This is a genomic window from Pseudomonas sp. PDM09, assembly GCF_014852305.1.
Classification (GTDB): domain Bacteria; phylum Pseudomonadota; class Gammaproteobacteria; order Pseudomonadales; family Pseudomonadaceae; genus Aquipseudomonas.
Window position 1 is genome coordinate 79150 of the sequence record NZ_JACVBI010000009.1, and the last position, 22597, is coordinate 101746.

Here is a 22597-nt window from a genome sequence, read left to right on the forward strand (position 1 = left end):
CATGAATATCGTTGTAGCAGCTGCCGAGCCTGCGAGGCTGCGTTCGCTGGTAGCAGCTGTCGAGCTTGCGAGGCTGCGCAGCCTCGCAGGCTCGGCAGCTGCTACGAGGCCGGTGTGGCTGGCCGGTTCATCGACACTTTTGTTCGTAGTCTTTTTGTAGCCATTTGTAGCAATAACCTTCAATAGCTCTTCGTTTACCGCTAGGCTGCGGACATCTGTAACGCCGCCATCAGCCTTTCAAACAAGAGCCGGCCATGACTGATCTGTCTCCATTTCCGGGCCCTGCAAGCGTCGCCGTCGCCACATTGGACGGGCGCTTTTTCCGGCCTCCGCTGCCCGACGGCCATGTGCTGCGGCCACGTTTGTGCGAGCGTCTGAGCGCCGGCCTCGGTGGCAGGCTATTGCTGGTCAGCGCGCCGGCGGGGTTCGGCAAGAGTTCATTGGCGGTGGAGTTTTGCCAAGGGTTGCCGGGTCACTGGCAAAGCCTGTGGCTGGGGTTGAGTCCGCGGGACAGCGATCCCGGTCGTTTTCTTGAGCGCCTGCTCGAAGGTCTTCAGGAATATTTTCCGCAACTGGGCCGCCAGGCGCTGGGGCTGCTGAAAATGCGCCAACGTCATCAGCCGTTCGCCTTCGAAGAATGGCTGGACGGTTTGCTCGATGAACTGGCTGTGCACCTTTCACCCGGTACGCCGCTGTTACTGGTACTCGATGACTATCATCTGGCCCAGGGCCCGGTGCTTGATCGTTGCCTGCAATTTTTTCTCAATCATTTACCCGATGGTCTGCTGGTCATGGTCACCAGTCGGCAACGTCCCGACTGGCATCTGGCACGCCTGCGACTGTCGCGGCAACTGCTCGAGTTACATGAACAGGATCTTCGACTGACCCACGATGAAACCCTGAGCCTGCTTGATCGGCACAGCATTTCATTACGTGGCGAGGCGCTGGAGAGTTTGATCCAGCGCAGCGAAGGCTGGGTGGCCGGGCTGCGTTTCTGGTTACTGGCGGCCTCCGAGGCGGGCAGCGAGGGAGCATTGCCCCAATCGCTGTACGGTGGGGAAGGGCTGATTCGCGATTACCTGCTCGAAGAAGTCATCGATTGCCTGCCCGCCGAGGTGCAGTCATTCCTGTACGAGACCGCGCCTCAAGAGCGTTTTTGCAGCGAGTTATGCGACGCCGTGCGCGAAGCCCATGACAGTGCCGAGATCCTGCGTTTCCTGCTGGCGCATCAGGTGTTTCTGGTGCCGCTGGACGAACACGGTCACTGGTATCGCTATCACCACCTGTTTTCCGACCTGCTGCGCAGCCGGCCCACCGCCCAGGCGATGGTGCCGACGGCCAGCCTGCATCTGCGTGCCTGCCGCTGGTTCAACTCTCAAGGGTTACTCGATGAGGCGGTGGAGCAGGCGTTGCGTGCCGGGCATCTGGATGTTGCGGCGAATCTGGTGCAAAACCTCTCCGAAGAACAGCTGCTGGCCGAGCAGAACGTCGGCATGCTGTTGCGCTGGAAAATGGACCTGCCCGACAGCCTGCTGATCAGCACACCACGGCTGATCGTGCTCTACAGCTGGGCGTTGGGGCTGGCCTGCCAGCTGGACGCCGCCGAGGAGCTGGCCAGCCATTTGAGCCGCTTCTTGCCGGCGCCGTCGGCTACTGCGCAAAAATCCATGCTGGCGCAATGGCTGGCTCTGAGCGGCATCATCGCCCGGGGCCGAGGCAATCGCGAGCTGACGTTGCGCTATTGCACCGAAGCGCTGGAGAGCCTGCCGGCCAAACGCTATGGGCAACGCCTGATGTGCCTCTCTACATTGTCGAACCTGGCCATTGCCGACAGCGACCTCTGGCGTGCCCGGGGGTTGAATCGTGAGTCCCTTGAACTGGCACAACGAGTCGGTAATCCATTGTTCGAGGCGCTGGCCCATTACGACCGCGCCCGTGTGCTGCAGGCGCGTGGGGAGATTCTTCGCTCACTGGATGAAGTCCGCCAGGGGCTGCAACGCCTGCAAGGCTTATCCCCGCAACGGCTATATGCAGTGCGCGCGCGGCTGATTTTATACGAGGGATTTTTGCTGGCTTTGCGCTTGCAACCCCAAGCTGCGCGAGCACGTTTGCATGCAGGGTTGGGCGAAGCCCGGGCCTGTCGCGACATCAGCGTGCTGATCGGCCATTGCGTGATCGCACGGCTGGATGGCCACAACGGCGAATTCGCAAAAGCCTTCGCCGAACTCGCCGAGGCCGAGCGCCTGATGCACATCTGGGACGTCCCGCCGATTTACTACCTGGCGATGATCACTCTGGTCAAATGCGAACTCTGGCTGGCCCAGGGCCGCACCGACCTCGCCGAAGCCTGGCTCACGCGATTGGGTCAGACCTACAACGGCGAGCACCCGGCGGCCCCTCCGGAATTTCATCCGCAACTGCCGTTGCACATTGAACTGCAACAGGCGGTGCTGGACATGATGAAGGGCCAGCCCATGCTCGCCGAAGGGCGATTGAATGCGTTGCATGAACACGGTCAGCACAGCGGCCGGCAGATGCTCAGCGTGATGGCGCTCAGTCAGAAAATCATGCTGTTGCTGGCGGGCGGGCGCGAATCCGAGGCGCGCAAGGCGCTGGCCCAGGCTTTGGAAGCGGCCGCCGGAGGCGTCCTGCAACCGTTTGATCCATTGCTGGCCGAGCACTCGGACTGGCTGCGCGGGCAACTTCAACTCTGTGCACCGACGGCCGTTTCGCAAAGTCTCTCGGAAAAACTTCCAGCCATGGCCTCTCGGCCGGTGGTGGAATCATCGCCAGCTGCCGAACAGCTCAGTACGCGTGAACTGGCCGTTCTGCGACTGATCGCCCAAGGGTGTTCGAACCAGGAAATCAGCGATCAGTTGTTTATTTCGCTGCACACGGTGAAAACCCATGCCAGTCATATCAACAGTAAGTTGGGGGTAGAACGCAGGACCCAGGCGGTGGCGCGGGCGAAGGAGTTGGGGGTGTTGGGGTAACGCACTTTTACGATGCACATGGGGTAAATGGATCAGGGCAATTCTGTGCCAAAATTAGCCAATCCTGATTCCCGAGCGTGCCCCGATGTCCCAGCAACCCACCCTCATCCGCGAAACCTTTCCCGTCGGCCCTTTGCAGTGCAACTGCACAATCATCGGCGACCCGATCACCAAAAAAGCCATCGTCGTTGACCCGGGCGGCAATCACGAACTGATCCTCGCGCGCCTTGATGCGTTGGGCCTGAAGGTGGTCAGCATCATTCATACCCACGCGCACCTGGATCATTTCCTGGCTTCCGGGCAGCTCAAGGAGAAAACCGGCGCGACGCTGCATCTGCATAAAGAAGATCAATTTCTCTGGGACAACCTGGAGATGCAGTGCCAGATGTTCGGTGTGCCTTATACCCCCGTGCCATCGCCAGATCGCTGGTTGGCCGACGACGAAGAGTTGGCTTGCGGGTGTGGCGTGGCGTTGCACACGCCGGGTCATACGCCAGGTTCCATGAGCTTTTGGTTTTCAGAGGCTAAGCTGCTGATAGCCGGTGATACGCTTTTCAAGCGAGGGGTAGGGCGCACGGATTTATGGGGAGGCGATCAGGCGACTCTCGTGCGTTCGATCAAGCAACGGTTGTATACCCTCGACGAAGAGGCGACGGTGGTGACCGGTCATGGTCCGGACACGTGTCTGGGCGATGAAATGCGCGGTAACCCCTTTGTACGAGCCTGAAGATGCAGTTGTGAAAGGCACGACGGAATTTTTGGCGTTGGCCATGATCCAACGCCCGCAAAGGTTCATTGCTTAAGTCCGCTGCACCACAGAATGCAAAAAAAGTAGGAGCTCTCCATGTTCACCTCGCGTCGTTTGATTATTGTCGCTACAGCCGTGGCTTTGTTGTCCGGTTGCGCATCGCAGAACCCTTATGACAGCCAGGGTCAGGCTGATGGCGGCTCTACGGGCATGAGTAAAACCGCCAAATACGGTGGCCTCGGTGCCTTGGCCGGTGCGCTGGCCGGTGCTGCCATCAGTCACGATAACCGTGGCAAGGGCGCGCTGATTGGCGCCGCCGTGGTGGGGGCTTCTGCTGCCGGTTACGGTTATTACGCCGACCAGCAGGAGAAGAAATTGCGGGCCAGCATGGCCAACACTGGGGTTGAAGTGCAGCGTCAAGGCGATCAGATCAAGCTGATCATGCCGGGCAATATCACATTCGCCACCGATTCGGCGAACATCGCGTCGGGCTTCTACCAGCCGCTGAACAACCTGGCGGGCTCGCTCAAGGAGTTCAACCAGAACCAGATCGAGATCGTCGGCTACACCGACAGCACTGGCAGCCGTCAGCACAACATGGACCTGTCCCAGCGTCGTGCCCAGAGTGTGGCGACTTACCTGACCTCCCAGGGGGTCAGCGGCGCCAACCTGACAGCGCGCGGTGCCGGGCCGGATAACCCGATTGCCAGCAATGGTGATGTGAATGGCCGGGCTCAGAACCGTCGCGTTGAGGTCAACCTGAAGCCGATTCCTGGTCAGGAGTATCAGCAGCAGGGCCAGGTTCAGCAGTATCCTTAAGTGTCTGACTGAATCCGGTTGTAAAAAAGCCCGCCCGATCCTCAGCAGATCGTGCGGGCTTTTTGTTGACGGCCCCATCGCGAGCAGGCTCGCTCCCACAGGTGACCGCGTACCGATTCAGCAACTCGGTCGAATGTGGGAGCGAGCCTGCTCGCGATGGGGTCGGTACAGACCATCAAATCAGAAGCCAAAAAGCCCTCGAACAATCGCTTGTCCGAGGGCTTTTTGTGTCGCGCGAAACCGATTACTTCTTCAGGCCGTAATGCTCATCGAGCATGCCCGGCGCGTTCGGGGCTTTGGGGGCGTAGTCGCGAGGCGGTTCCTGGTCGCGCGGTGGCGTCAGGCGTTCCCGTGGAGACTGCACCGCGTCGGCGTGCAGGGCGGCCAGCAAGCGTTGGCGAGTCTGCTCGTCCAGGGCCAGACGGTTGGCACCCTCGGCGAGATGATCCTGCACTTCCTGATAGCTCGCAGTCAGTTTCTTGACCAGGTTTGCAGTGCTGTTGAAGTGGGTGACCACTTCGTTCTGATAACTGTCAAAACGTTCCTGAATGTCATCCAGCTGACGTTGCGTGCTGCTAGGCGCGGCATTCGGCACCAGGCGAGCGATCAGGAATCCAATGGCGACACCCACAACCAGGGCAAGAGTCGGCAACAACCAAACTAAGAGCGAGTGTTCCACGAGTCCTTCCTCTATAAACGGCTTTGCTTTACGTTAACGGCTCAAACCTGCGCTGTATACCGCGATTCACTCGCAATAGAATTGGCACAGACAATTGGCTAGACGAGTCGACCCGATTCGAGGTCACGGAGTTCCTTCCTTGCTTATGCGCGAAACCCCTGTAGTGATTGATGGCCCGGTCGGCCAACTGGAAGCCCTGTATTTAGATAGCGAGCAGCAGCCACGTGGCCTGGCGCTGATCTGCCACCCCAACCCGGTGCAGGGCGGCACCATGCTCAACAAAGTCGTCTCGACCTTGCAACGCACCGCGCGCGATGCCGGTTTGATTACCTTGCGGTTCAATTACCGTGGCGTCGGTGCCAGTGAAGGCACGCACGACATGGGCACTGGTGAAGTCGACGATGCCCAGGCGGCGGCCGAGTGGCTGCGGGCCAGGCATCCTGAAATACCTTTGACTCTGTTCGGTTTTTCCTTTGGCGGATTTGTTGCAGCAAGTCTCGGCGGACGCCTGGAAGCCAAGGGCGAGCAACTCAAGCATTTGTTCATGGTGGCGCCCGCCGTCATGCGCTTGGGCGATCAGGATCAACTGCCGCAACAAGGTACATTGACCCTGATCCAGCCGGAAACCGACGAAGTCATCGATCCGCAGCTCGTTTACGACTGGTCCGACGCACTCGAGCGCCCCCATGAGCTGCTGAAAGTGGCAGAATGCGGACACTTTTTTCATGGCAAGCTGACCGATCTCAAGGATCTGATCCTGCCGCGTCTTTCGAATTGATTGCAGTCTGACAAGCGATTACCCATGACGACTCGTACCCGTATCCTCACCGGCATCACCACCACCGGCACGCCGCACCTGGGCAACTACGCTGGCGCTATCCGTCCGGCGATCATCGCCAGCCGTGACAGCAATGCCGATTCGTTCTACTTCCTGGCCGACTACCACGCCCTGATCAAATGCGATGACCCGCTGCGCATCCAGCGCTCGCGTCTGGAAATCGCCGCGACCTGGCTGGCCGGCGGCCTGGACGTGGACCGCGTGACGTTCTATCGCCAGTCCGACATCCCGGAAATCCCTGAACTGACCTGGCTGCTGACCTGCGTGGCCGCCAAGGGTCTGCTCAACCGCGCGCATGCCTACAAGGCCTCGGTGGACAAGAACGTCGAGACCGGTGAAGACCCGGACGCGGGCATCACCATGGGCTTGTACAGCTACCCGGTGTTGATGGCTGCGGACATTCTGATGTTCAACGCCCACAAGGTGCCGGTCGGCCGTGACCAGATCCAGCACGTGGAAATGGCCCGGGACATCGGCCAGCGCTTCAATCACTTGTTCGGCCAGGGCAAAGAGTTCTTCACCATGCCCGAAGCGCTGATCGAGGAGAGCGTCGCCACCTTGCCAGGGCTCGACGGTCGCAAGATGTCGAAGAGCTACGACAACACCATTCCGTTGTTCAGCAGCGCCAAAGAGATGAAAGACGCGATTTCGCGGATTGTCACCGACTCCCGTGCCCCGGGCGAAGCCAAGGATCCGGACAATTCGCACCTGTTCACCTTGTTCCAGGCTTTCGCTACGCCGGCACAATCCGACGAATTCCGCAGCGAATTGCTCCAGGGCCTGGGTTGGGGCGAGGCGAAGAATCGTCTGTTCCAACTGCTCGACAGCGAATTGGGCGAATCCCGCGAGCGTTATCACCAGCTGATCGAACGCCCGGCGGATCTGGAAGACATGTTGCAGCTCGGCGCTAAAAAGGCCCGTTCGGTGGCGACGCCGTTCCTCCACGAACTGCGTGAAGCGGTCGGCCTGCGTTCTTTCGTCGCTCAGACCCAAGTCGCAGCGACCACCAAGAAGAAAGCCGCGAAAGCCGCGCGCTTCGTCAGCTTCCGTGAAGACGACGGCAGTTTCCGCTTCCGTCTGCTGGCGGCCGATGGCGAGCAACTGTTGCTGTCGCGCAATTTCGCCGACGGTAAAACCGCAGGGCAAGTGACCAAGCAACTGCAATCCGGTCAAGCCTTGGACGTGCGCAGTGAAGACCTTAGCTTCAGCGTCTGGCTGGAAGGCGAGTGCGTTGCCGACAGCCCGGCCTTCGCCGACAGCGCTGCTCGCGACGCTGCCATCGGTGCTTTGCGCGTTGCCCTGACACCGGTTCAGGAATAATCAACGGCTCGGTCCGACCAAGGGCCGATTGCCATTCCCACGGGCCGTCGCTACAGTGACGGCCCGTTTTTGTTGCCTTGCTAACGAATTATGACGCCCCTAGAACGATATCAAGCTGATCTGAAACGCCCGGAATTCTTCCATGACGCCGCGCAGGAAACTGCCGTGCGCCATTTGCAGCGCCTGTACGACGATCTGGTCGCGGCCTCGCAGAACAAGCCAGGCCTGCTCGGCAAACTGTTTGGCAAGAAAGACCAGGTGCCGGTCAAGGGCCTGTACTTCTGGGGCGGCGTTGGTCGCGGCAAGACTTACCTGGTCGACACTTTCTTCGAAGCGCTGCCGTTCAAGGAAAAGACCCGCACTCACTTCCACCGCTTCATGAAGCGTGTGCATGAAGAGATGAAGACCCTGGGCGGCGAGAAGAACCCGCTGACCATCATCGCCAAGCGTTTCTCCGACGAGTCGCGAGTGATCTGTTTCGATGAGTTTTTCGTCTCCGATATCACCGACGCAATGATCCTTGGCACGTTGATGGAAGAGTTGTTCAAGAACGGCGTGACCCTGGTCGCGACCTCGAACATCGTGCCCGACGGCCTGTACAAGGACGGCCTACAGCGTGCGCGTTTCCTGCCGGCCATTGCGCTGATCAAGCAGAACACCGAGATCGTCAACGTCGACAGTGGCGTCGATTACCGTCTGCGTCACCTCGAGCAAGCGGAACTGTTCCACTTTCCGCTGGATGACGCTGCCCAGGAAAGCCTGCGCAAGAGCTTCCGGGCCTTGACGCCGGAATGCACGGCAGCCATCGAGAACGACGTACTGGTGATCGAGAACCGTGAAATCCGTGCCGTGCGCACTTGCGATGACGTGGCCTGGTTCGATTTCCGCGAACTCTGCGACGGCCCACGCAGCCAGAACGATTACATCGAACTGGGGAAAATCTTCCACGCCGTGTTGCTCAGCGATGTCGAGCAGATGAGCGTCACCACCGACGACATCGCGCGACGCTTCATCAACATGGTCGACGAGTTCTACGACCGTAACGTGAAGCTGATCATTTCTGCCGAAGTCGAGCTCAAAGACCTCTACACCGGCGGTCGCCTGAACTTCGAGTTCCAGCGCACGCTTAGCCGCCTGCTGGAAATGCAGTCACACGAATTCCTGTCCCGGGCGCATAAGCCGTAGACAATTCGAAAACAAAAAAAGGGCCTGCAATGCAGGCCCTTTTTTGTGCGCACCGAAGAACCCATGTGGGAGCGGGCTTGCTCGCGAAAGCGGTCTGACATTCAACATTGATGTCGACTGAACCACCGCCTTCGCGAGCAAGCCCGCTCCCACATTGGATTTGTGTTCAGTCCTTAAGCCGCTTGCTGAAACTGCTGCCGATACTGGTTCGGCGACAACTCTGTGTGTTGGCGGAACAGTCGCGCAAAGAAACTCGCGTCATCGTAACCGACCTCATAACTGATGGTCTTGATGCTCTTGCGGCTGCCGGACAACAAGCCCTTGGCCGTCTCGATGCGCAGTCGTTGCAGGTAATGCAGCGGTTTGTCGCCGGTAGCGGTCTGGAAACGACGCATGAAGTTGCGGATGCTCATGCCGTGTTCGCGGGCCACGTCTTCGAAGCGAAACTTGTCGGCGAAGTGTTCTTCGAGCCAATGCTGGATCTGCAGGATGATCACGTCCTGGTGCAGCTTCTGCCCGCCGAAACCGATCCGCCCCGGCGCATAGCTGCGCTGCACTTCATAAAGAATGTCGCGGGCCACGGCCTGGGCCACGTTGGCGCCGCAAAAACGCTCGATCAAATAAATGTAGAGATCGCAGGCCGAGGTGGTGCCGCCGGCGCAATACAGGTTGTCGGCGTCGGTCAGGTGTTTGTCCTGATTGAGCTGGACCTGCGGGAAGCGCTCGGCAAACGCATTGAAGAAGCGCCAGTAGGTCGTCGCTTCCTTGCCATCGAGCAGCCCGGCCTCGGCCAGCCAAAACACGCCGGTAGCTTCGCCACACAACACGGCGCCGCGTGCATGCTGCTGACGCAGCCATGGCAGGACCTGTGGATAACGTTTGCAGAGGGTGTCGAAATCGTCCCAGAACGCGGGAAGGATGATGACATCGGCATTTTCCAGGCCGCCGTCCACCGGCATGATCACGTCGCTGAAGCTGTTCACCGGTTTGCCGTCGGGGCTGACCAGCCGGGTTTCAAACGCCGGTGTCAGGCCTTGGCCCAGTTGTTTGCCGTAGCGCAGGCTGGCCAGATGGAAGAAATCCTTGGCTTGCATGAGGGTGGAAGCGAAAACCCGGTCGATAGCCAGGATGCTGACGCGCCGCAAGGGCGTGGAGACTTGGTTAGACATAATTCAACTTTATTCTTATAGGGGAAAGTGGTCACCAGACGGCTGGATCGTCTTATTTTTTGTCGGATGTGTCCAGTGTCCTGTATCGGATACGAGGCTTAGTCTCTAAAGGTCAATTCCGGCTAACAATAACCACAGGTGCCGCATGATCCCCAGAACCTTGTTCAGTTCCGAGCACGAACTTTTTCGCGACAGCGTGCGAACGTTCCTCGAAAAAGAGGCCGTGCCGTTCCATGGGCAATGGGAAAAACAAGGCTATATCGACCGCCAACTCTGGAACAAGGCAGGGGAGGCGGGGATGCTTTGTTCGCATCTGCCGGAAGAATACGGCGGGCTGGGGGCAGACTTTCTCTACAGCGCGGTGGTGATCGAGGAGGTCGGCCGCCTGGGGTTGACCGGCATCGGCTTCTCTCTTCATTCGGACATCGTTGCGCCTTACATCCTGCATTACGGCAGTGAAGCGCTGAAACACAAATACCTGCCCAAACTGGTGTCTGGCGAGATGGTCACCGCGATTGCCATGACCGAGCCGGGTGCCGGTTCCGACCTGCAAGGGGTAAAAACCACCGCTGTGCTGGATGGCGACGAATACGTGATCAACGGTTCGAAGACCTTCATCACCAATGGCTTTCTGGCTGATTTGGTGATCGTCGTGGCCAAGACCGATCCAAAGGCAGGAGCGAAGGGCACCAGTCTGTTTCTGGTCGAGGCCAACACGCCAGGCTTCGCCAAGGGCAAGCGTCTGGAAAAGGTCGGCATGAAGGCTCAGGACACCTCGGAGCTATTCTTCCAGGACGTTCGGGTACCGAAGGAAAACCTGCTGGGCCAGGCCGGGATGGGCTTCGCTTACTTGATGCAGGAACTGCCGCAGGAGCGTCTGACGGTCGCGGTAGGTGGCTTGGCGTCAGCTGAAGCGGCGTTGCAATGGACGCTGGATTACACCCGTGAGCGCAAGGCTTTCGGCAAGGCCATCGCCGACTTCCAGAACACTCGCTTCAAACTCGCTGAAATGGCGACCGAAATCCAGATCGGCCGGGTTTTTGTCGATCGCTGCCTGGAACTGCACTTGCAAGGCAAGCTCGACGTGCCGACAGCGGCCATGGCCAAGTACTGGGGCACCGACCTGCAATGCAAGGTACTCGATGAGTGCGTGCAGTTGCATGGCGGTTACGGGTTCATGTGGGAATACCCGATCGCCCGGGCGTGGGCGGATGCGCGGGTGCAGCGGATCTATGCCGGGACCAATGAGATCATGAAGGAGATTATTGCGCGGTCGCTGTAATTTTGCAGTGACAGGGCGGACGCCATCGCGGGCAAGCCACGCTCCCACAGTGTCAGGTGATTTCCTGTGGGAGCGTGGCTTGCCCGCGATTGGGCCTATGAATCAATCAAGGAGCCGGATTCGGGTGATCCTGGTGAATCGCCTCGATCCCCGCCAACACTTCGTCGGAAAGTTTCAGCTCGAAGCTGGCAATGTTGCTGTCCAGTTGCTCAAGCGTGGTGGCGCCAATGATGTTGCTGGTGACGAACGGTTGCTGTGTGACGAAGGCCAGTGCCATCTGCGCCGGATCCAGACCGTGTTCACGAGCCAATGCCACATAACGGCTGCACGCTGCCTCTGACTGAGGATTGAAGTAGCGGCTGAAGCGGCTGTAGAGGCTCAGGCGACCTTTGGGCGGACGCGCGCCACCTTCGTACTTGCCCGACAGGAAACCGAACGCCAGCGGCGAGTAGGCGAGCAGGCCGCACTGTTCGCGGATGGCGATTTCCGCCAGGCCGACTTCGAAGCTGCGATTGAGCAGGTTGTAGGGGTTCTGGATCGATACGGCGCGCGGCCAGCCACGGGCTTCGGCGAGGGCGAGGAAACGCATGGTGCCCCACGGCGTTTCGTTGGACAGGCCGATGTGGCGGATCTTGCCGGCCTTGACCTGTTCGTCCAGTGCTTCGAGGGTGTCTTCCAGCGGGGTGAGGTTGACTTCGCTCGTGTGCTTGTAGCCCAGTTGTCCGAAGAAATTGGTACTGCGTTCAGGCCAGTGCAGCTGATAGAGATCGATGTAGTCGGTCTGCAAGCGCTTGAGGCTTGCATCCACGGCCTGGACGATGTTCTCGCGGTTGTGCTTGAGGTTTTTGTCGCGGATGTAGTCGATGGTGTTGCCGGGGCCGGCGATCTTGCTCGCCAGGATCCAGTCGCCGCGATCGCCGCGACTTTTGAAGTAATTGCCGATGTAGCGCTCGGTGGTGGCGTAGGTTTCGGCCTTGGGTGGCACCGGGTACATTTCGGCGGTGTCGATGAAATTGATGCCCGCGCTCTTGGCTCGTTCGATCTGGGCGAAGGCTTCAGCCTCGCTGTTTTGCTCGCCCCAGGTCATGGTGCCGAGGCAGATTGCACTCACGTTCAGATTGGTTCGGCCTAGCTGGCGATAGTCCATCGGGTGCTCCTTGGGCAAAACAATCATAAAAGCAGGTTGAAATATTTTTCGCAATCTGCATAATTGCGCACCTCTTTCTGCAGTGGAAGTGATGCGCCGCCGCCGAAGAATCTTGCCGTTGAACGGACGCGCCGACCCGAGCCCCCGAAAGCGTCTGTATCCGGCTGCCTTTGACTTGTCAAAGTACGCACTATTCAGTAAGATCCGCCGTCTAATTTACAGGGCGGCCCCTGAGGCTATAAAGAATGAAAACTTTTACTGCTAAACCGGAAACAGTACAGCGCGACTGGTTTGTCGTCGACGCTGCAGGTCAGACCCTGGGTCGTCTGGCCACCGAAATCGCGAGCCGTCTGCGTGGCAAGCATAAAGCTGAGTACACTCCTCACGTTGACACCGGCGATTACATCGTCGTTATCAATGCCGAGCAGATTCGTGTAACCGGTGCTAAAACCACCGACAAAATCTACTACTCCCACTCCGGTTTCCCGGGCGGCATCAAGTCGATCAACTTCGAAAAGCTGATCGCTAAAGCCCCTGAGCGCGTGATCGAGACCGCGGTCAAAGGCATGCTGCCTAAGAACCCGCTGGGTCGCGACATGTATCGTAAGCTGAAAGTCTATGCGGGCGCTGTACACCCTCATACTGCTCAGCAGCCCCAAGAACTGAAGTTTTAACGGAATAGTTCATTATGTCGGCGACTCAAAATTACGGCACTGGCCGTCGCAAGACCGCAACCGCACGCGTTTTCCTGCGTCCGGGTACTGGTAACATCTCCATCAACAACCGTTCGCTGGATAATTTCTTCGGCCGCGAAACTGCCCGCATGGTAGTTCGTCAGCCGCTGGAATTGACTGAGACTGTCGAGAAGTTCGACATCTACGTCACCGTGATCGGCGGTGGTGTAAGTGGTCAAGCTGGCGCAATCCGCCACGGTATCACTCGCGCACTGATGCAGTACGACGAAACCCTGCGTGGCGCTCTGCGCAAAGCTGGCTTCGTTACTCGCGATGCTCGTGAAGTTGAACGTAAGAAAGTTGGTCTGCGTAAAGCGCGTAAGCGTCCGCAGTACTCGAAGCGTTAATTCGCTTTCGCGTTCAAAAAGAACGCCCAGTTTCCTCGCGAAGCTGGGCGTTTTTTTATGGGCGCGATTTATCGAGGAATTGCGCTGTGACAACTTGCCACATCCGCAGAAGCCCTATACTGCAAGGCTTGGCAGTGAAGCCCCTCGGTAATTACCTTGTCAGGATTGGGGCTTTTCATTACCATTCGGCAAAATTTTTATAAGTTCAGATTTTTACTTAGTAGACGCCTGATTTAACAGGCCACAAAGCTGATGGGAGAGGACTGAATGAGCAATGACGGCGTGAATGCAGGCCGGCGTCGCTTCTTGGTAGCAGCCACATCCGTGGTGGGTGCTGCAGGAGCGGTGGGGGCTGCGGTCCCGTTCGTGGGGTCATGGTTTCCCAGTGCCAAGGCGAAAGCCGCAGGTGCACCGGTGAAAGTGAATGTCAGCAAAATCGAGCCAGGTCAGCAAATGATTGCTGAGTGGCGCGGCCAGCCGGTGTTCATTGTCCGCCGTACCGAGGAAATCCTGGGGAATCTGAAAAAGATCGAGGGCCAGCTGGCTGACCCGACCTCCAAGAACTCGACGCAACCGACCTATGTCGACCCGGAGACGCGTTCGATCAAGCCAGAAGTTCTGCTGCTGATCGGTATCTGCACGCATCTGGGTTGCTCTCCGACTTTCCGTCCAGAAGTGGCACCTGCAGACTTGGGCAAGGATTGGGTAGGGGGTTATTTCTGCCCTTGCCACGGTTCTCACTACGATTTGGCTGGCCGCGTCTACAAGTCGCAACCTGCGCCTTTGAACCTGCCAGTTCCCCCGCATTCCTATGAGACCGATGACATCATTGTCATTGGCGTCGATACGGAGAAAGCGTGATGAGCAAGTTCATGGATTGGGTTGATGCGCGCTTTCCCGCGACCAAAATGTGGGAAGACCATCTCAGCAAGTACTACGCCCCGAAGAACTTCAACTTCTTCTATTTCTTTGGCTCCCTGGCACTGCTCGTTCTGGTCAACCAGATCGTTACCGGTGTCTGGCTGACCATGAGCTACACCCCGTCGGCGGAAGAGGCTTTTGCTTCCGTTGAAGGCATTATGCGTGATGTGAACCACGGCTCAATCTTGCGCCTGCTGCACGCAGTCGGCGCCTCGATGTTCTTCATCGTGGTTTACCTGCATATGTTCCGTGGCCTGCTTTACGGTTCGTACCAGAAGCCGCGTGAGCTGGTGTGGGTGTTCGGCATGCTGATCTACCTGGCGTTGATGGCTGAGGCCTTCATGGGTTATCTGCTGCCGTGGGGCCAGATGTCCTACTGGGGTGCCCAGGTGATCATCTCGCTGTTCGGCGCGATCCCGGTCATCGGTAACGACCTGACCCAGTGGATTCGTGGTGACTACCTGATTTCCGGTATTACCCTGAACCGCTTCTTCGCCTTGCATGTGGTTGCCCTGCCGATCGTGATCCTCGGTCTGGTGGTGGTGCATATTCTGGCGCTGCACGAAGTCGGTTCGAACAATCCGGATGGCGTCGACATCAAGAAGCACAAAGACGAAAACGGCGTACCGCTGGACGGCATTGCCTTCCACCCGTACTACACCGTGAAAGATATCGTCGGCGTGGTGGTGTTCCTGTTCATCTTCTGCTCGATCGTGTTCTTCTTCCCTGAAATGGGCGGCTACTTCCTCGAGAAGCCGAACTTTGAAGTGGCGAACGCCTTCAAGACCCCTGAGCACATCGCTCCGGTCTGGTACTTCACACCGTTCTACGCGATTCTGCGGGCGGTTCCGGACAAGCTCCTGGGCGTAATCGCCATGGGCGCGGCCATCGCTGTGCTGTTCGTCCTGCCATGGCTTGATCGCAGCCCGGTCAAGTCGATGCGCTACAAAGGCTGGCTGAGCAAGATCTGGCTTTGGGTGTTCTGCATCTCGTTCGTGATCCTGGGTGTGTTGGGTGTTCTGGCGCCAACGCCAGGCCGTACGTTGCTGTCGCAGGTATGTACCTTCCTGTACTTCGCCTACTTCATTCTGATGCCGTTCTATACCAGGCTCGAGAAGACCAAACCGGTTCCGGAAAGGGTGACTGGCTGATGAAAAAGCTATTTGCTGTACTGATTCTTGCGGCGATGCCTGTACTGTCCTTTGCGGCCGAACACGGTGGTCCTGAGCTTGAGAAGGTCGACATCGACGTTTCCGACAAGGCTGCCATGCAGGACGGCGCACGTACGTTCGCCAACTATTGCATGGGCTGCCACAGCGCGAAGTTCCAGCGCTACGAGCGTGTCGCCGATGACCTGGGCATTCCTCACGAGTTGATGCTTGAGAAGCTGGTGTTCACCGGCGCCAAGATTGGCGATCACATGAACATCGGCATGCAGCCGGCTGACGCCAAGACCTGGTTCGGTGCGGCGCCGCCCGACCTGACGCTGGTGGCTCGTGTTCGTGGCACCGACTGGCTCTACGGCTATCTGCGTTCGTTCTATGAAGACCCGTCACGTCCATGGGGCGTGAACAACAAGGTGTTCCCGAACGTCGGTATGCCTAACGTTCTGGTCGGCCTGCAGGGTCGTCAGGTGGTAGGCTGTAAACAAGTTCAAGTCGTCGAAGACGGCAAGAAGCAATACGATCCGCTGACTGGCACCGCTTTGACCCATGAAGCCTGCGATCAACTGACTGTATTGCCGAAAACCGGCACGCTGAACGAAGAGCAGTTCGACGAGAAGGTCAAGAATCTGGTGACCTTCCTGGCCTACTCGGCCAACCCGGTGAAGCTGCAGCATCAGCGCATCGGTACCTATGTGTTGCTGTACCTGGCGTTCTTCTTCGTATTCGCTTACTTGCTCAAGCGTGAATACTGGAAAGACGTCCATTGATAAAGCTGTAAGCCATTGCTGTTAATCGCACGCGCCCAGGGGCGTCTCTGAAGGTGTAACGAGTCTGGTGATCCAGGCGTTACGGGAGGCGCCCTCTGGGCGCGCGTGTTTTTCCGTTTCCGATAATTTCAACAAGCGAGGAGGACCGCCATGGGCGTGACCAATCGGTTGGCCTGTTACTCCGACCCCGCCGACCACTATTCCCACCGAGTGCGCATCGTACTTGCAGAGAAGGGTGTCAGCGCCGAGATCATTTACGTGGAGGCTGGTCGCCAGCCGCCTAAACTGATTGAAGTGAACCCTTACGGAAGCCTGCCCACCCTGGTCGATCGTGACCTGGCGTTGTGGGAGTCGACCGTGGTGATGGAGTATCTGGATGAGCGTTACCCGCACCCGCCGCTACTGCCGGTTTATCCTGTGGCGCGTGCCAACAGTCGTCTGCTGATTCATCGTATTCAGCGTGACTGGTGTGGCCTGGTGGATCTGATTCTGGATTCGCGGACCAAGGAAGCAGCCCGTGTCGTGGCTCGTAAAGAGCTGCGCGAAAGCCTGACAGGCGTGTCGCCGTTGTTTGCCGACAAGCCGTTTTTCCTCAGTGAGGAACAAAGTCTGGTGGATTGCTGCCTATTGCCAATACTCTGGCGATTGCCGATTCTGGGTATTGAACTGCCGCGGCCTGCCAAGCCGCTGCTTGATTATATGGAGCGCTCGTTTGCGCGTGAGGCTTTCCAGGCGAGTCTGTCTGGTGTCGAACGCGATATGCGCTAAGGCTTAAGGAGCCGCTATGAACTCCAGTCGACCTTATCTGGTCCGCGCGCTCTACGAGTGGATTGTGGACAACGATTGCACCCCGCACATGCTGGTCAATTCCGAGTATCCATCGGTGCAGGTGCCTCAGGGTTTTGCCAGTGACGGACAGATTGTCCTGAATGTTTCCCCGGCAGCCGTGCGTCATCTGCACATGGACAACGAGGCAGTCAGTTTCGAGGGGCGCTTCGGTGGCGTGCCGCACACCCTGTACGTGCCTATCGCATCGATCCTGGGCATTTACGCCCGGGAGAACGGTCAGGGCATGGTGTTCGATATGGAATCGCCTCTGGAAGACGAGGAAGAGATCGAGCCGGATGATGATGTTCCGCCACCCGACAGTGAGCCGCCGCGTCCCAGCGGTCGACCGAGTTTGAAGGTGGTGAAGTAATAAAAAAGGCGATCCGAAAGGATCGCCTTTTTTATTACTTCATTACCTTCAAACGCTACGGGGCGATGGCGATCTCAAGGATGCCATCGCCGGTAAGCAGGTATCAGTCGATGTACTCAAACAACTTCACGATCTTCTGCACGCCGGAAACGCCTTGTACCAAATTGGTTGCCTGAGCCGCTTCCTGCTTGGTCAGCAGACCCAGCAAGTAGACGATGCCGTTTTCGGTCACAACCTTGATGCGCGAACCCGGGATGGAGGCGTCGGTAAGCATCTGGGTCTTGATCTTGGTGGTCAGCCAGGTGTCGTTCTGACGCGCCAGCAGCGAGGACGGTTGCAGCACTTGTAGCTCGTTGTGCACCTTCTTCACGCGCTGCACGGAGGCGGCAACCTGTTCGGCCTTGGCCTTGAGGTCGGCACGAGGGGTTTGCCCGGCGAGCAGCACCACACCGTTGAAGCTGGTGACGACGATGTGCGAGTTGTTGTCCAGGTCCGGATCGGCCTTGGCGATGTTTACACCGGCCTTGGTTTCGATCAGGGAGTCGTCGATCTTGCTGCCGAAGGTGCGGGTGCCGCGGTCATCATCGATCGGCGCTTCACGGCTGGCGTTAACCACCGAGGTGCAGCCGCTGATGCCAAGGCACAGGGTCAAGGCCAGAAGGCCTAGGCGATTAGGGGTCATTCTTCACTCCCGAACAGTTGGCTGTCGATCAGATCGCAAAGGCAATGGATCGCCAGCAGGTGGACTTCCTGAATACGTGCTGTGACGTTGGCCGGTACGCGAATCTCGACGTCCTCAGGCAATAGCAGTGACGCCATGCCGCCGCCATCACGACCGGTCAATGCTACGACAATCATTTCGCGATCATGTGCGGCCTGGATCGCTTGAATTATGTTTGCTGAGTTGCCACTGGTGGAAATCGCCAGCAAAACATCACCCGGCTGACCGAGGGCGCGGATCTGTTTGGAGAAGATTTCGTTGTAGCTGTAATCGTTGGCGATCGAGGTGATCGTCGAGCTGTCGGTGGTCAGCGCGATGGCGGGCAGGCTCGGGCGCTCGCGTTCGAAGCGGTTGAGCAGCTCGGACGAGAAGTGCTGTGCGTCACCGGCGGAACCGCCGTTGCCGCAGGACAGCATTTTGCCCTCGTTGAGCAGGGCGTTGACCATGACCTGGCTGGCTTGCTCGATGTGCGGTGCAAGTACGTCCATCGCCTGTTGCTTGGTGTCGATACTGGCCTGAAAAAGCTGGCGAATTCGCGATTGCATGTCCATCTGTGTGACCTTAATTAGCGCGGCTACTCGGCACATGAATGTGCAGCCCGCAAAGCAAAGAGCAAAAGTGTTGGGTGAAGGTGTCCGGTTCGGGACGCAAGCGATCAGCTGTCGAAGGCATTCTGCAACCAGTTCAACTGATCAAGGTTGCTGTCGATGGCAACCACGTCGAAGCGGCAGGGGGAATTGGCCCAACGCGACTCGCGCTGAAGAAAATACTGCGCGGCGAAAATCAGTTTCTGCCGTTTGCGCCCATCGATGCTATCGAGCGCACCACCCCATTGGGTGTTTTTTCTGTAGCGGACTTCGACGAATACTACTGTATCGCCATCAAGCATGACCAGATCAAGCTCGCCGCGTTTACACAACCAGTTCTGTGCCAGCAGGCGCAGACCTTGTTGCTGAAGATGCTCGAGCGCATGACGCTCGGCATCTTTACCGCTTTGCTGGCGTGACCTGTCAGGCATCAGCGCGAGGTGTCCGGCAGGCGTTGAACCTGACCGTTGATGAACTCTGCCCATGGCAACTGACGCTCGACCCGTTGACTCTGAGTCATGCCCAGGCTGCCCGATTGACCCTGGATGCGGCTGTCCGGCAAGGCCTTGAGTTGCCCCAGGCGCGGTGCCAGGCGATAGGCGTCAACGCCCATCGCGTACAGACGGCCCAGGCTGCCGCCGGCTTGTGGCCATTGTGCAGTGACCTGTTTGCGCAGCGGGTCGTTGGCATCCAGCAGCCATGGGGTTTCGCAGAAGCGAATACCGTTCATGTCGTTGTACTGGTTCTGGTCGCCGCTGGCGCTGAACACGTGGGAGGTGGCGTAAACCGGCACGTCCCCGGCGTACTGGAAGTTCAGGGTCGGTTTGATTTGTTGAGCCTGTTGCGGCGTCGCAGCCAGGAAGATGAACTCGATGTCCTGACGACGCGAAGGTTGTGCGGCAACCTGCGAGCCAACGGTGCTTTGCAGGCTTTTGGCGCGGCCTTCGCTCTGGCGCAGCTGGAACATGTCGGCAATCTGCTGGGCCAATTGTACCGGCTGGTCGACGCGCTCGGTAGCGACAATGCTGCCACCGTTGGCTTGCCAATCCTGGCTGAACGCCTTGTAGACGCGGTCGCCCCATTCGCCTTTCGGCACCATGATCGCGGCGCGATGCAGGCCATCGGCGCGTGCACGGCGAGACACTTCGCGGGCTTCGTCTTCAGCGGCAAGACCGAACTGGAACAGTTGGGCCGGACCTTGTGCGCCTTCGCTGTAGTTCAGCGCCAGGGTAGTGATCGGCAGTTGCGGGCGGGCGCTGAGCTGTTTGACCAGCGGCTTCTCCAGCGGGCCGACCACCAGTTGCACGCCATCGGCCTGGGCCTTGCGATAGAACTCGTCGAGGGACGTCAGGCGCGAGCTGTCATAGAACTCGATGGCTGGAGGCTTCTGCCCGGCTTGTTGCGCCTGGTAGTGAGCGGCCATGAAACCTTCGCGCAGTGCTTTGCCAACTGAGCCCAACGGGCCGTCTTGCGGCAGCAGCAGGGCGATCTTGCTCAGGGGCTGGCTGGCCAGCTCCTTGAGTTTGGTCAGTGGCAGCGGCAGCTGGATGGCAGCCGGGTGCTTTGGATTCTGCTCGCGCCAGTTGTCGATCGCGGCTTGCTGCTGTTCCAGGGTGCCGGCCGTTTTCACCACCAGCGCCAGACGGATCCAGCCGCCGAGGTCATCGTCGGTGGTCGGCTGCAATTGATCGGTCGGCAGCGAAGCGATCAGGGTCCAGATCGCTTCGTGGTTTTTGCTGGCTGCTTCACCTTCAAGCATCGGCGCAATAAAGATGCGCTCCCGTGCGGCGGCCAGGGTCTGGCCGTCGGCCTCAAGGGCGCGGGCATGAACGGTGCCGGTGCGAACCTGTTGTTCGACGGGCAGTTCGCTCAGGCGTTGCAGGCTCGGATGGCTCAGGGCAGTCAGCGCCGCTTTGGGCTGATTGCGGACCATGGCCAGTTCAGCCGCCAGGGTGCTGGCGAAGACTTGTTGGCCAGGCTTGAGTTGTTCCACCGGCACCTGTTGCAGGATTTGCGCGGACTGGCCGGCATTGCCCTGGCGATAAGCCAGGTCTGCCGCGCTCAAGCGCAGTAGAGCGGCTTTTTCCGGGTCTTTGCTTCGAGTGGCCTGCTCGAGCAGTTGCTCGATACTGGCATCCGGGGTCCGTGGAAGTTCGCCAAGGCTGGAAGAGGGCGAGCTGGCGCAAGCCGCCAGCAAGGCAGCGAGGCAGAGGGCAGTGAACAGCCGCAGGCAAGCGATCATGTAGTGTTCCTGATACTCGATCAAATTAGCGTGGAATTGTACCCAAGCGCTGGCCGGGGCGCGATGTTACTGGCGTGAATCGATCAATTTAGCTCGTACAAATGTTGCAGCACTGCACATAACGCTGGAAAACCCGCGGAGGGTGAAGCGTATCGCAAGCGCCGCTACGCGCTACAATGTCGCCTTTTTACCGATCATGAGGTGTGCGCTTTGACTGCTCCAGGTGCTTTGAATTCCGCTGCTGGCTCGCTTTATGTGGTGGCGACGCCCATCGGCAACCTGGACGACATCAGTGCGCGTGCGCTGAAGATCCTGCGTGAGGTCGCCTTGATCGCGGCCGAAGACACTCGCCATTCCCAGCGATTGATGCAGCATTTCGGTATTCCCACGCCGCTGGCGGCCTGCCATGAACACAATGAGCGTGAGGAGGGTAACCGCTTTATCACGCGTCTGCTGGCGGGCGACGATGTGGCGTTGATTTCCGACGCCGGGACGCCGCTGATTTCCGATCCGGGTTATCACCTGGTGCGTCAGGCTCGTGCCGCAGGAATCAATGTGGTGCCGGTGCCGGGGGCGTGCGCCTTGATTGCGGCATTGTCGGCCGCGGGCCTGCCGTCCGATCGTTTCATCTTCGAAGGGTTTTTGCCGGCCAAGGCTGTCGGCCGACGGGCTCGTCTGGAGCTGGTAAAAGAAGAGCCGCGCACGCTGATTTTCTATGAAGCACCGCACCGCATTCTCGAGTGCCTGCAAGACATGGAGCTGGTATTCGGCGCCGAGCGTCCGGCGTTGCTGGCGCGTGAACTGACCAAGACCTTCGAAACCCTTAAAGGCTTGCCGCTGGCCGAGTTGCGCGAGTTCGTCGAATCGGACAGCAATCAGCAGCGTGGCGAGTGTGTAGTGCTGGTGGCGGGCTGGACTGCCCCTGAGACCGAAGACGCTGTCAGCAGTGAAGCCATGCGTATTCTCAATCTGCTGCTCGAAGAGATGCCGCTCAAGCGTGCGGCGGCATTGGCGGCGCAAATTACCGGCGAACGCAAGAATGTGCTCTATCAGGTCGCGCTGGATAAACAGAAGGGCGAGTAAAACCGATGTGCAGCGCCGGCCAGAGGCTTTTAGCGCTTGTTCTTCGGCCGCTCTGCCGTTAATCTTCGCGGCGGAGAGTCGATCGGACAGTCGCTGCCCTCTATGAAAATTAGGGGGGGGAGGAAAGTCCGGGCTCCATAGGGCGAAGTGCCAGGTAATGCCTGGGAGGCGTGAGCCTACGGAAAGTGCCACAGAAAATAACCGCCTAAGCGCTTCGGCGCCGGTAAGGGTGAAAAGGTGCGGTAAGAGCGCACCGCACGTCTGGCAACAGTTCGTGGCTAGGTAAACCCCACTTGGAGCAAGACCAAATAGGGTCCCAAGGCGTGGCCCGCGCTGGGACCGGGTAGGTTGCTAAAGATGTCCAGTGATGGCCATCGTAGACGAATGACTGTTCAAGACAGAACCCGGCTTACAGATCGACTCTCCACCTTTTTTTCCTCTCTGCCGGATCATTGGCAGCGATATACGTAATGGCAATTTCCCTCCCTGCTGAATCAATAGCAGAAGCGCTTTTGTAATACCGAAAAAATCTTACTCTTAACAAACTACTTTAACTTCTGAGCGCAGCCTTCTGTGCTGATTCAAGTTATCGAGTGAATTCATCCGTCAGATTCTCGTTAACCCTCCTTTTACGCTGCTAAATCTCCGTTC

Annotated in this window: 22 protein-coding genes and 1 other RNA gene; 16 read left to right on the forward strand and 7 right to left on the reverse strand. The window is 58.6% G+C overall.

What is annotated here, in order from left to right:
• The first annotated feature begins 254 nt into the window (after positions 1-254).
• From IB250_RS21255 to IB250_RS21265, 3 genes are all read left to right on the forward strand, one after another.
• Positions 255-2993 carry a LuxR C-terminal-related transcriptional regulator gene (locus IB250_RS21255; RefSeq protein WP_192345493.1) on the forward strand — a complete coding sequence of 913 codons (2739 nt, stop codon included), beginning with the start codon at positions 255-257 and terminating at the stop codon, positions 2991-2993.
• An 85-nt stretch (positions 2994-3078) separates the two neighbouring features.
• A complete protein-coding gene (locus IB250_RS21260; RefSeq protein ID WP_007905270.1) occupies positions 3079-3720 on the forward strand; it encodes an MBL fold metallo-hydrolase in 642 nt (213 codons plus the stop codon).
• A gap of 117 nt (positions 3721-3837) precedes the next feature.
• On the forward strand, positions 3838-4560 hold the full coding sequence (locus IB250_RS21265; protein ID WP_123494478.1) for an OmpA family protein: 723 nt from the start codon (positions 3838-3840) through the stop codon (positions 4558-4560).
• A 244-nt stretch (positions 4561-4804) separates the two neighbouring features.
• Here IB250_RS21265 and IB250_RS21270 read toward each other — a convergent pair whose 3' ends face one another.
• Positions 4805-5239 (reverse strand): YhcB family protein, encoded by a 435-nt coding sequence (locus tag IB250_RS21270; RefSeq protein WP_192345494.1) that lies wholly within the window; start codon positions 5237-5239, stop codon positions 4805-4807.
• Between the two features lie 145 nt (positions 5240-5384).
• On the opposite strand from IB250_RS21270, the gene IB250_RS21275 reads away from it, so the two are divergent.
• The 3 genes from IB250_RS21275 to zapE all read left to right on the forward strand — a co-directional run bounded on the left by IB250_RS21275 (position 5385) and on the right by zapE (position 8582).
• Positions 5385-6017 (forward strand): alpha/beta hydrolase, encoded by a 633-nt coding sequence (locus tag IB250_RS21275; protein ID WP_192345495.1) that lies wholly within the window; start codon positions 5385-5387, stop codon positions 6015-6017.
• Between the two features lie 24 nt (positions 6018-6041).
• Positions 6042-7397, forward strand: a complete 1356-nt coding sequence (locus tag IB250_RS21280; RefSeq protein WP_192345496.1) for a tryptophan--tRNA ligase — start codon at positions 6042-6044, stop codon at positions 7395-7397.
• Between the two features lie 90 nt (positions 7398-7487).
• On the forward strand, positions 7488-8582 hold the full coding sequence (gene zapE, locus IB250_RS21285; RefSeq protein ID WP_192345497.1) for a cell division protein ZapE: 1095 nt from the start codon (positions 7488-7490) through the stop codon (positions 8580-8582).
• A 173-nt stretch (positions 8583-8755) separates the two neighbouring features.
• Here the strand turns inward: zapE and IB250_RS21290 are convergent, their stop codons facing one another.
• On the reverse strand, positions 8756-9652 hold the full coding sequence (locus IB250_RS21290; protein ID WP_192345616.1) for a GlxA family transcriptional regulator: 897 nt from the start codon (positions 9650-9652) through the stop codon (positions 8756-8758).
• 244 nt (positions 9653-9896) lie between these two features.
• Here IB250_RS21290 and IB250_RS21295 point away from each other — a divergent pair, with 244 nt between their 5' ends.
• Positions 9897-11033 (forward strand): acyl-CoA dehydrogenase family protein, encoded by a 1137-nt coding sequence (locus IB250_RS21295; protein WP_008004989.1) that lies wholly within the window; start codon positions 9897-9899, stop codon positions 11031-11033.
• A gap of 106 nt (positions 11034-11139) precedes the next feature.
• Here the strand turns inward: IB250_RS21295 and IB250_RS21300 are convergent, their stop codons facing one another.
• Positions 11140-12180, reverse strand: a complete 1041-nt coding sequence (locus IB250_RS21300) for an NADP(H)-dependent aldo-keto reductase (protein WP_192345498.1) — start codon at positions 12178-12180, stop codon at positions 11140-11142.
• Positions 12181-12425: 245 nt separating this feature from the next.
• Here IB250_RS21300 and rplM point away from each other — a divergent pair, with 245 nt between their 5' ends.
• From rplM to IB250_RS21335, 7 genes are all read left to right on the forward strand, one after another.
• Positions 12426-12854 (forward strand): 50S ribosomal protein L13, encoded by a 429-nt coding sequence (rplM, locus tag IB250_RS21305; RefSeq protein WP_007905295.1) that lies wholly within the window; start codon positions 12426-12428, stop codon positions 12852-12854.
• A gap of 14 nt (positions 12855-12868) precedes the next feature.
• Positions 12869-13261, forward strand: a complete 393-nt coding sequence (rpsI, locus tag IB250_RS21310; protein WP_002555064.1) for a 30S ribosomal protein S9 — start codon at positions 12869-12871, stop codon at positions 13259-13261.
• A 267-nt stretch (positions 13262-13528) separates the two neighbouring features.
• Entirely contained in the window at positions 13529-14122 is a 594-nt protein-coding gene (gene petA, locus IB250_RS21315; RefSeq protein WP_123494473.1) for a ubiquinol-cytochrome c reductase iron-sulfur subunit, read from the forward strand.
• Positions 14122-15333, forward strand: coding sequence for a cytochrome b (locus IB250_RS21320; protein WP_192345499.1), 1212 nt, complete (start codon positions 14122-14124; stop codon positions 15331-15333). The genes petA and IB250_RS21320 overlap by 1 nt, the downstream gene beginning before the upstream one ends.
• On the forward strand, positions 15333-16115 hold the full coding sequence (locus IB250_RS21325; protein ID WP_008072119.1) for a cytochrome c1: 783 nt from the start codon (positions 15333-15335) through the stop codon (positions 16113-16115). The genes IB250_RS21320 and IB250_RS21325 overlap by 1 nt, the downstream gene beginning before the upstream one ends.
• Before the next feature lie 150 nt (positions 16116-16265).
• Complete coding sequence (locus IB250_RS21330; RefSeq protein WP_007905304.1) at positions 16266-16883, forward strand: glutathione S-transferase N-terminal domain-containing protein; 618 nt, start codon at positions 16266-16268, stop codon at positions 16881-16883.
• Between the two features lie 16 nt (positions 16884-16899).
• On the forward strand, positions 16900-17313 hold the full coding sequence (locus IB250_RS21335) for a ClpXP protease specificity-enhancing factor (protein WP_008004998.1): 414 nt from the start codon (positions 16900-16902) through the stop codon (positions 17311-17313).
• Between the two features lie 103 nt (positions 17314-17416).
• Here IB250_RS21335 and IB250_RS21340 read toward each other — a convergent pair whose 3' ends face one another.
• The 4 genes from IB250_RS21340 to IB250_RS21355 form a co-directional block, all read right to left on the reverse strand.
• Entirely contained in the window at positions 17417-17995 is a 579-nt protein-coding gene (locus IB250_RS21340) for a BON domain-containing protein (RefSeq protein WP_008072118.1), read from the reverse strand.
• Positions 17992-18585, reverse strand: coding sequence for a phosphoheptose isomerase (locus IB250_RS21345; protein ID WP_007904374.1), 594 nt, complete (start codon positions 18583-18585; stop codon positions 17992-17994). The genes IB250_RS21340 and IB250_RS21345 overlap by 4 nt, the downstream gene beginning before the upstream one ends.
• Before the next feature lie 104 nt (positions 18586-18689).
• A complete protein-coding gene (locus IB250_RS21350; protein ID WP_007904371.1) occupies positions 18690-19052 on the reverse strand; it encodes a YraN family protein in 363 nt (120 codons plus the stop codon).
• On the reverse strand, positions 19052-20863 hold the full coding sequence (locus tag IB250_RS21355) for a penicillin-binding protein activator (protein WP_192345500.1): 1812 nt from the start codon (positions 20861-20863) through the stop codon (positions 19052-19054). Before IB250_RS21355 ends, IB250_RS21350 begins: the two co-directional genes overlap by 1 nt.
• A 210-nt stretch (positions 20864-21073) precedes the next feature.
• Between IB250_RS21355 and rsmI the strand changes: the two genes are divergently transcribed.
• Together rsmI and rnpB are read left to right on the forward strand one after the other, a co-directional pair.
• Complete coding sequence (gene rsmI / locus IB250_RS21360; RefSeq protein WP_008005002.1) at positions 21074-21946, forward strand: 16S rRNA (cytidine(1402)-2'-O)-methyltransferase; 873 nt, start codon at positions 21074-21076, stop codon at positions 21944-21946.
• 74 nt (positions 21947-22020) lie between these two features.
• An RNA gene (gene rnpB, locus IB250_RS21365) (RNase P RNA component class A) lies at positions 22021-22374 on the forward strand.
• Positions 22375-22597: the final 223 nt, after the last annotated feature.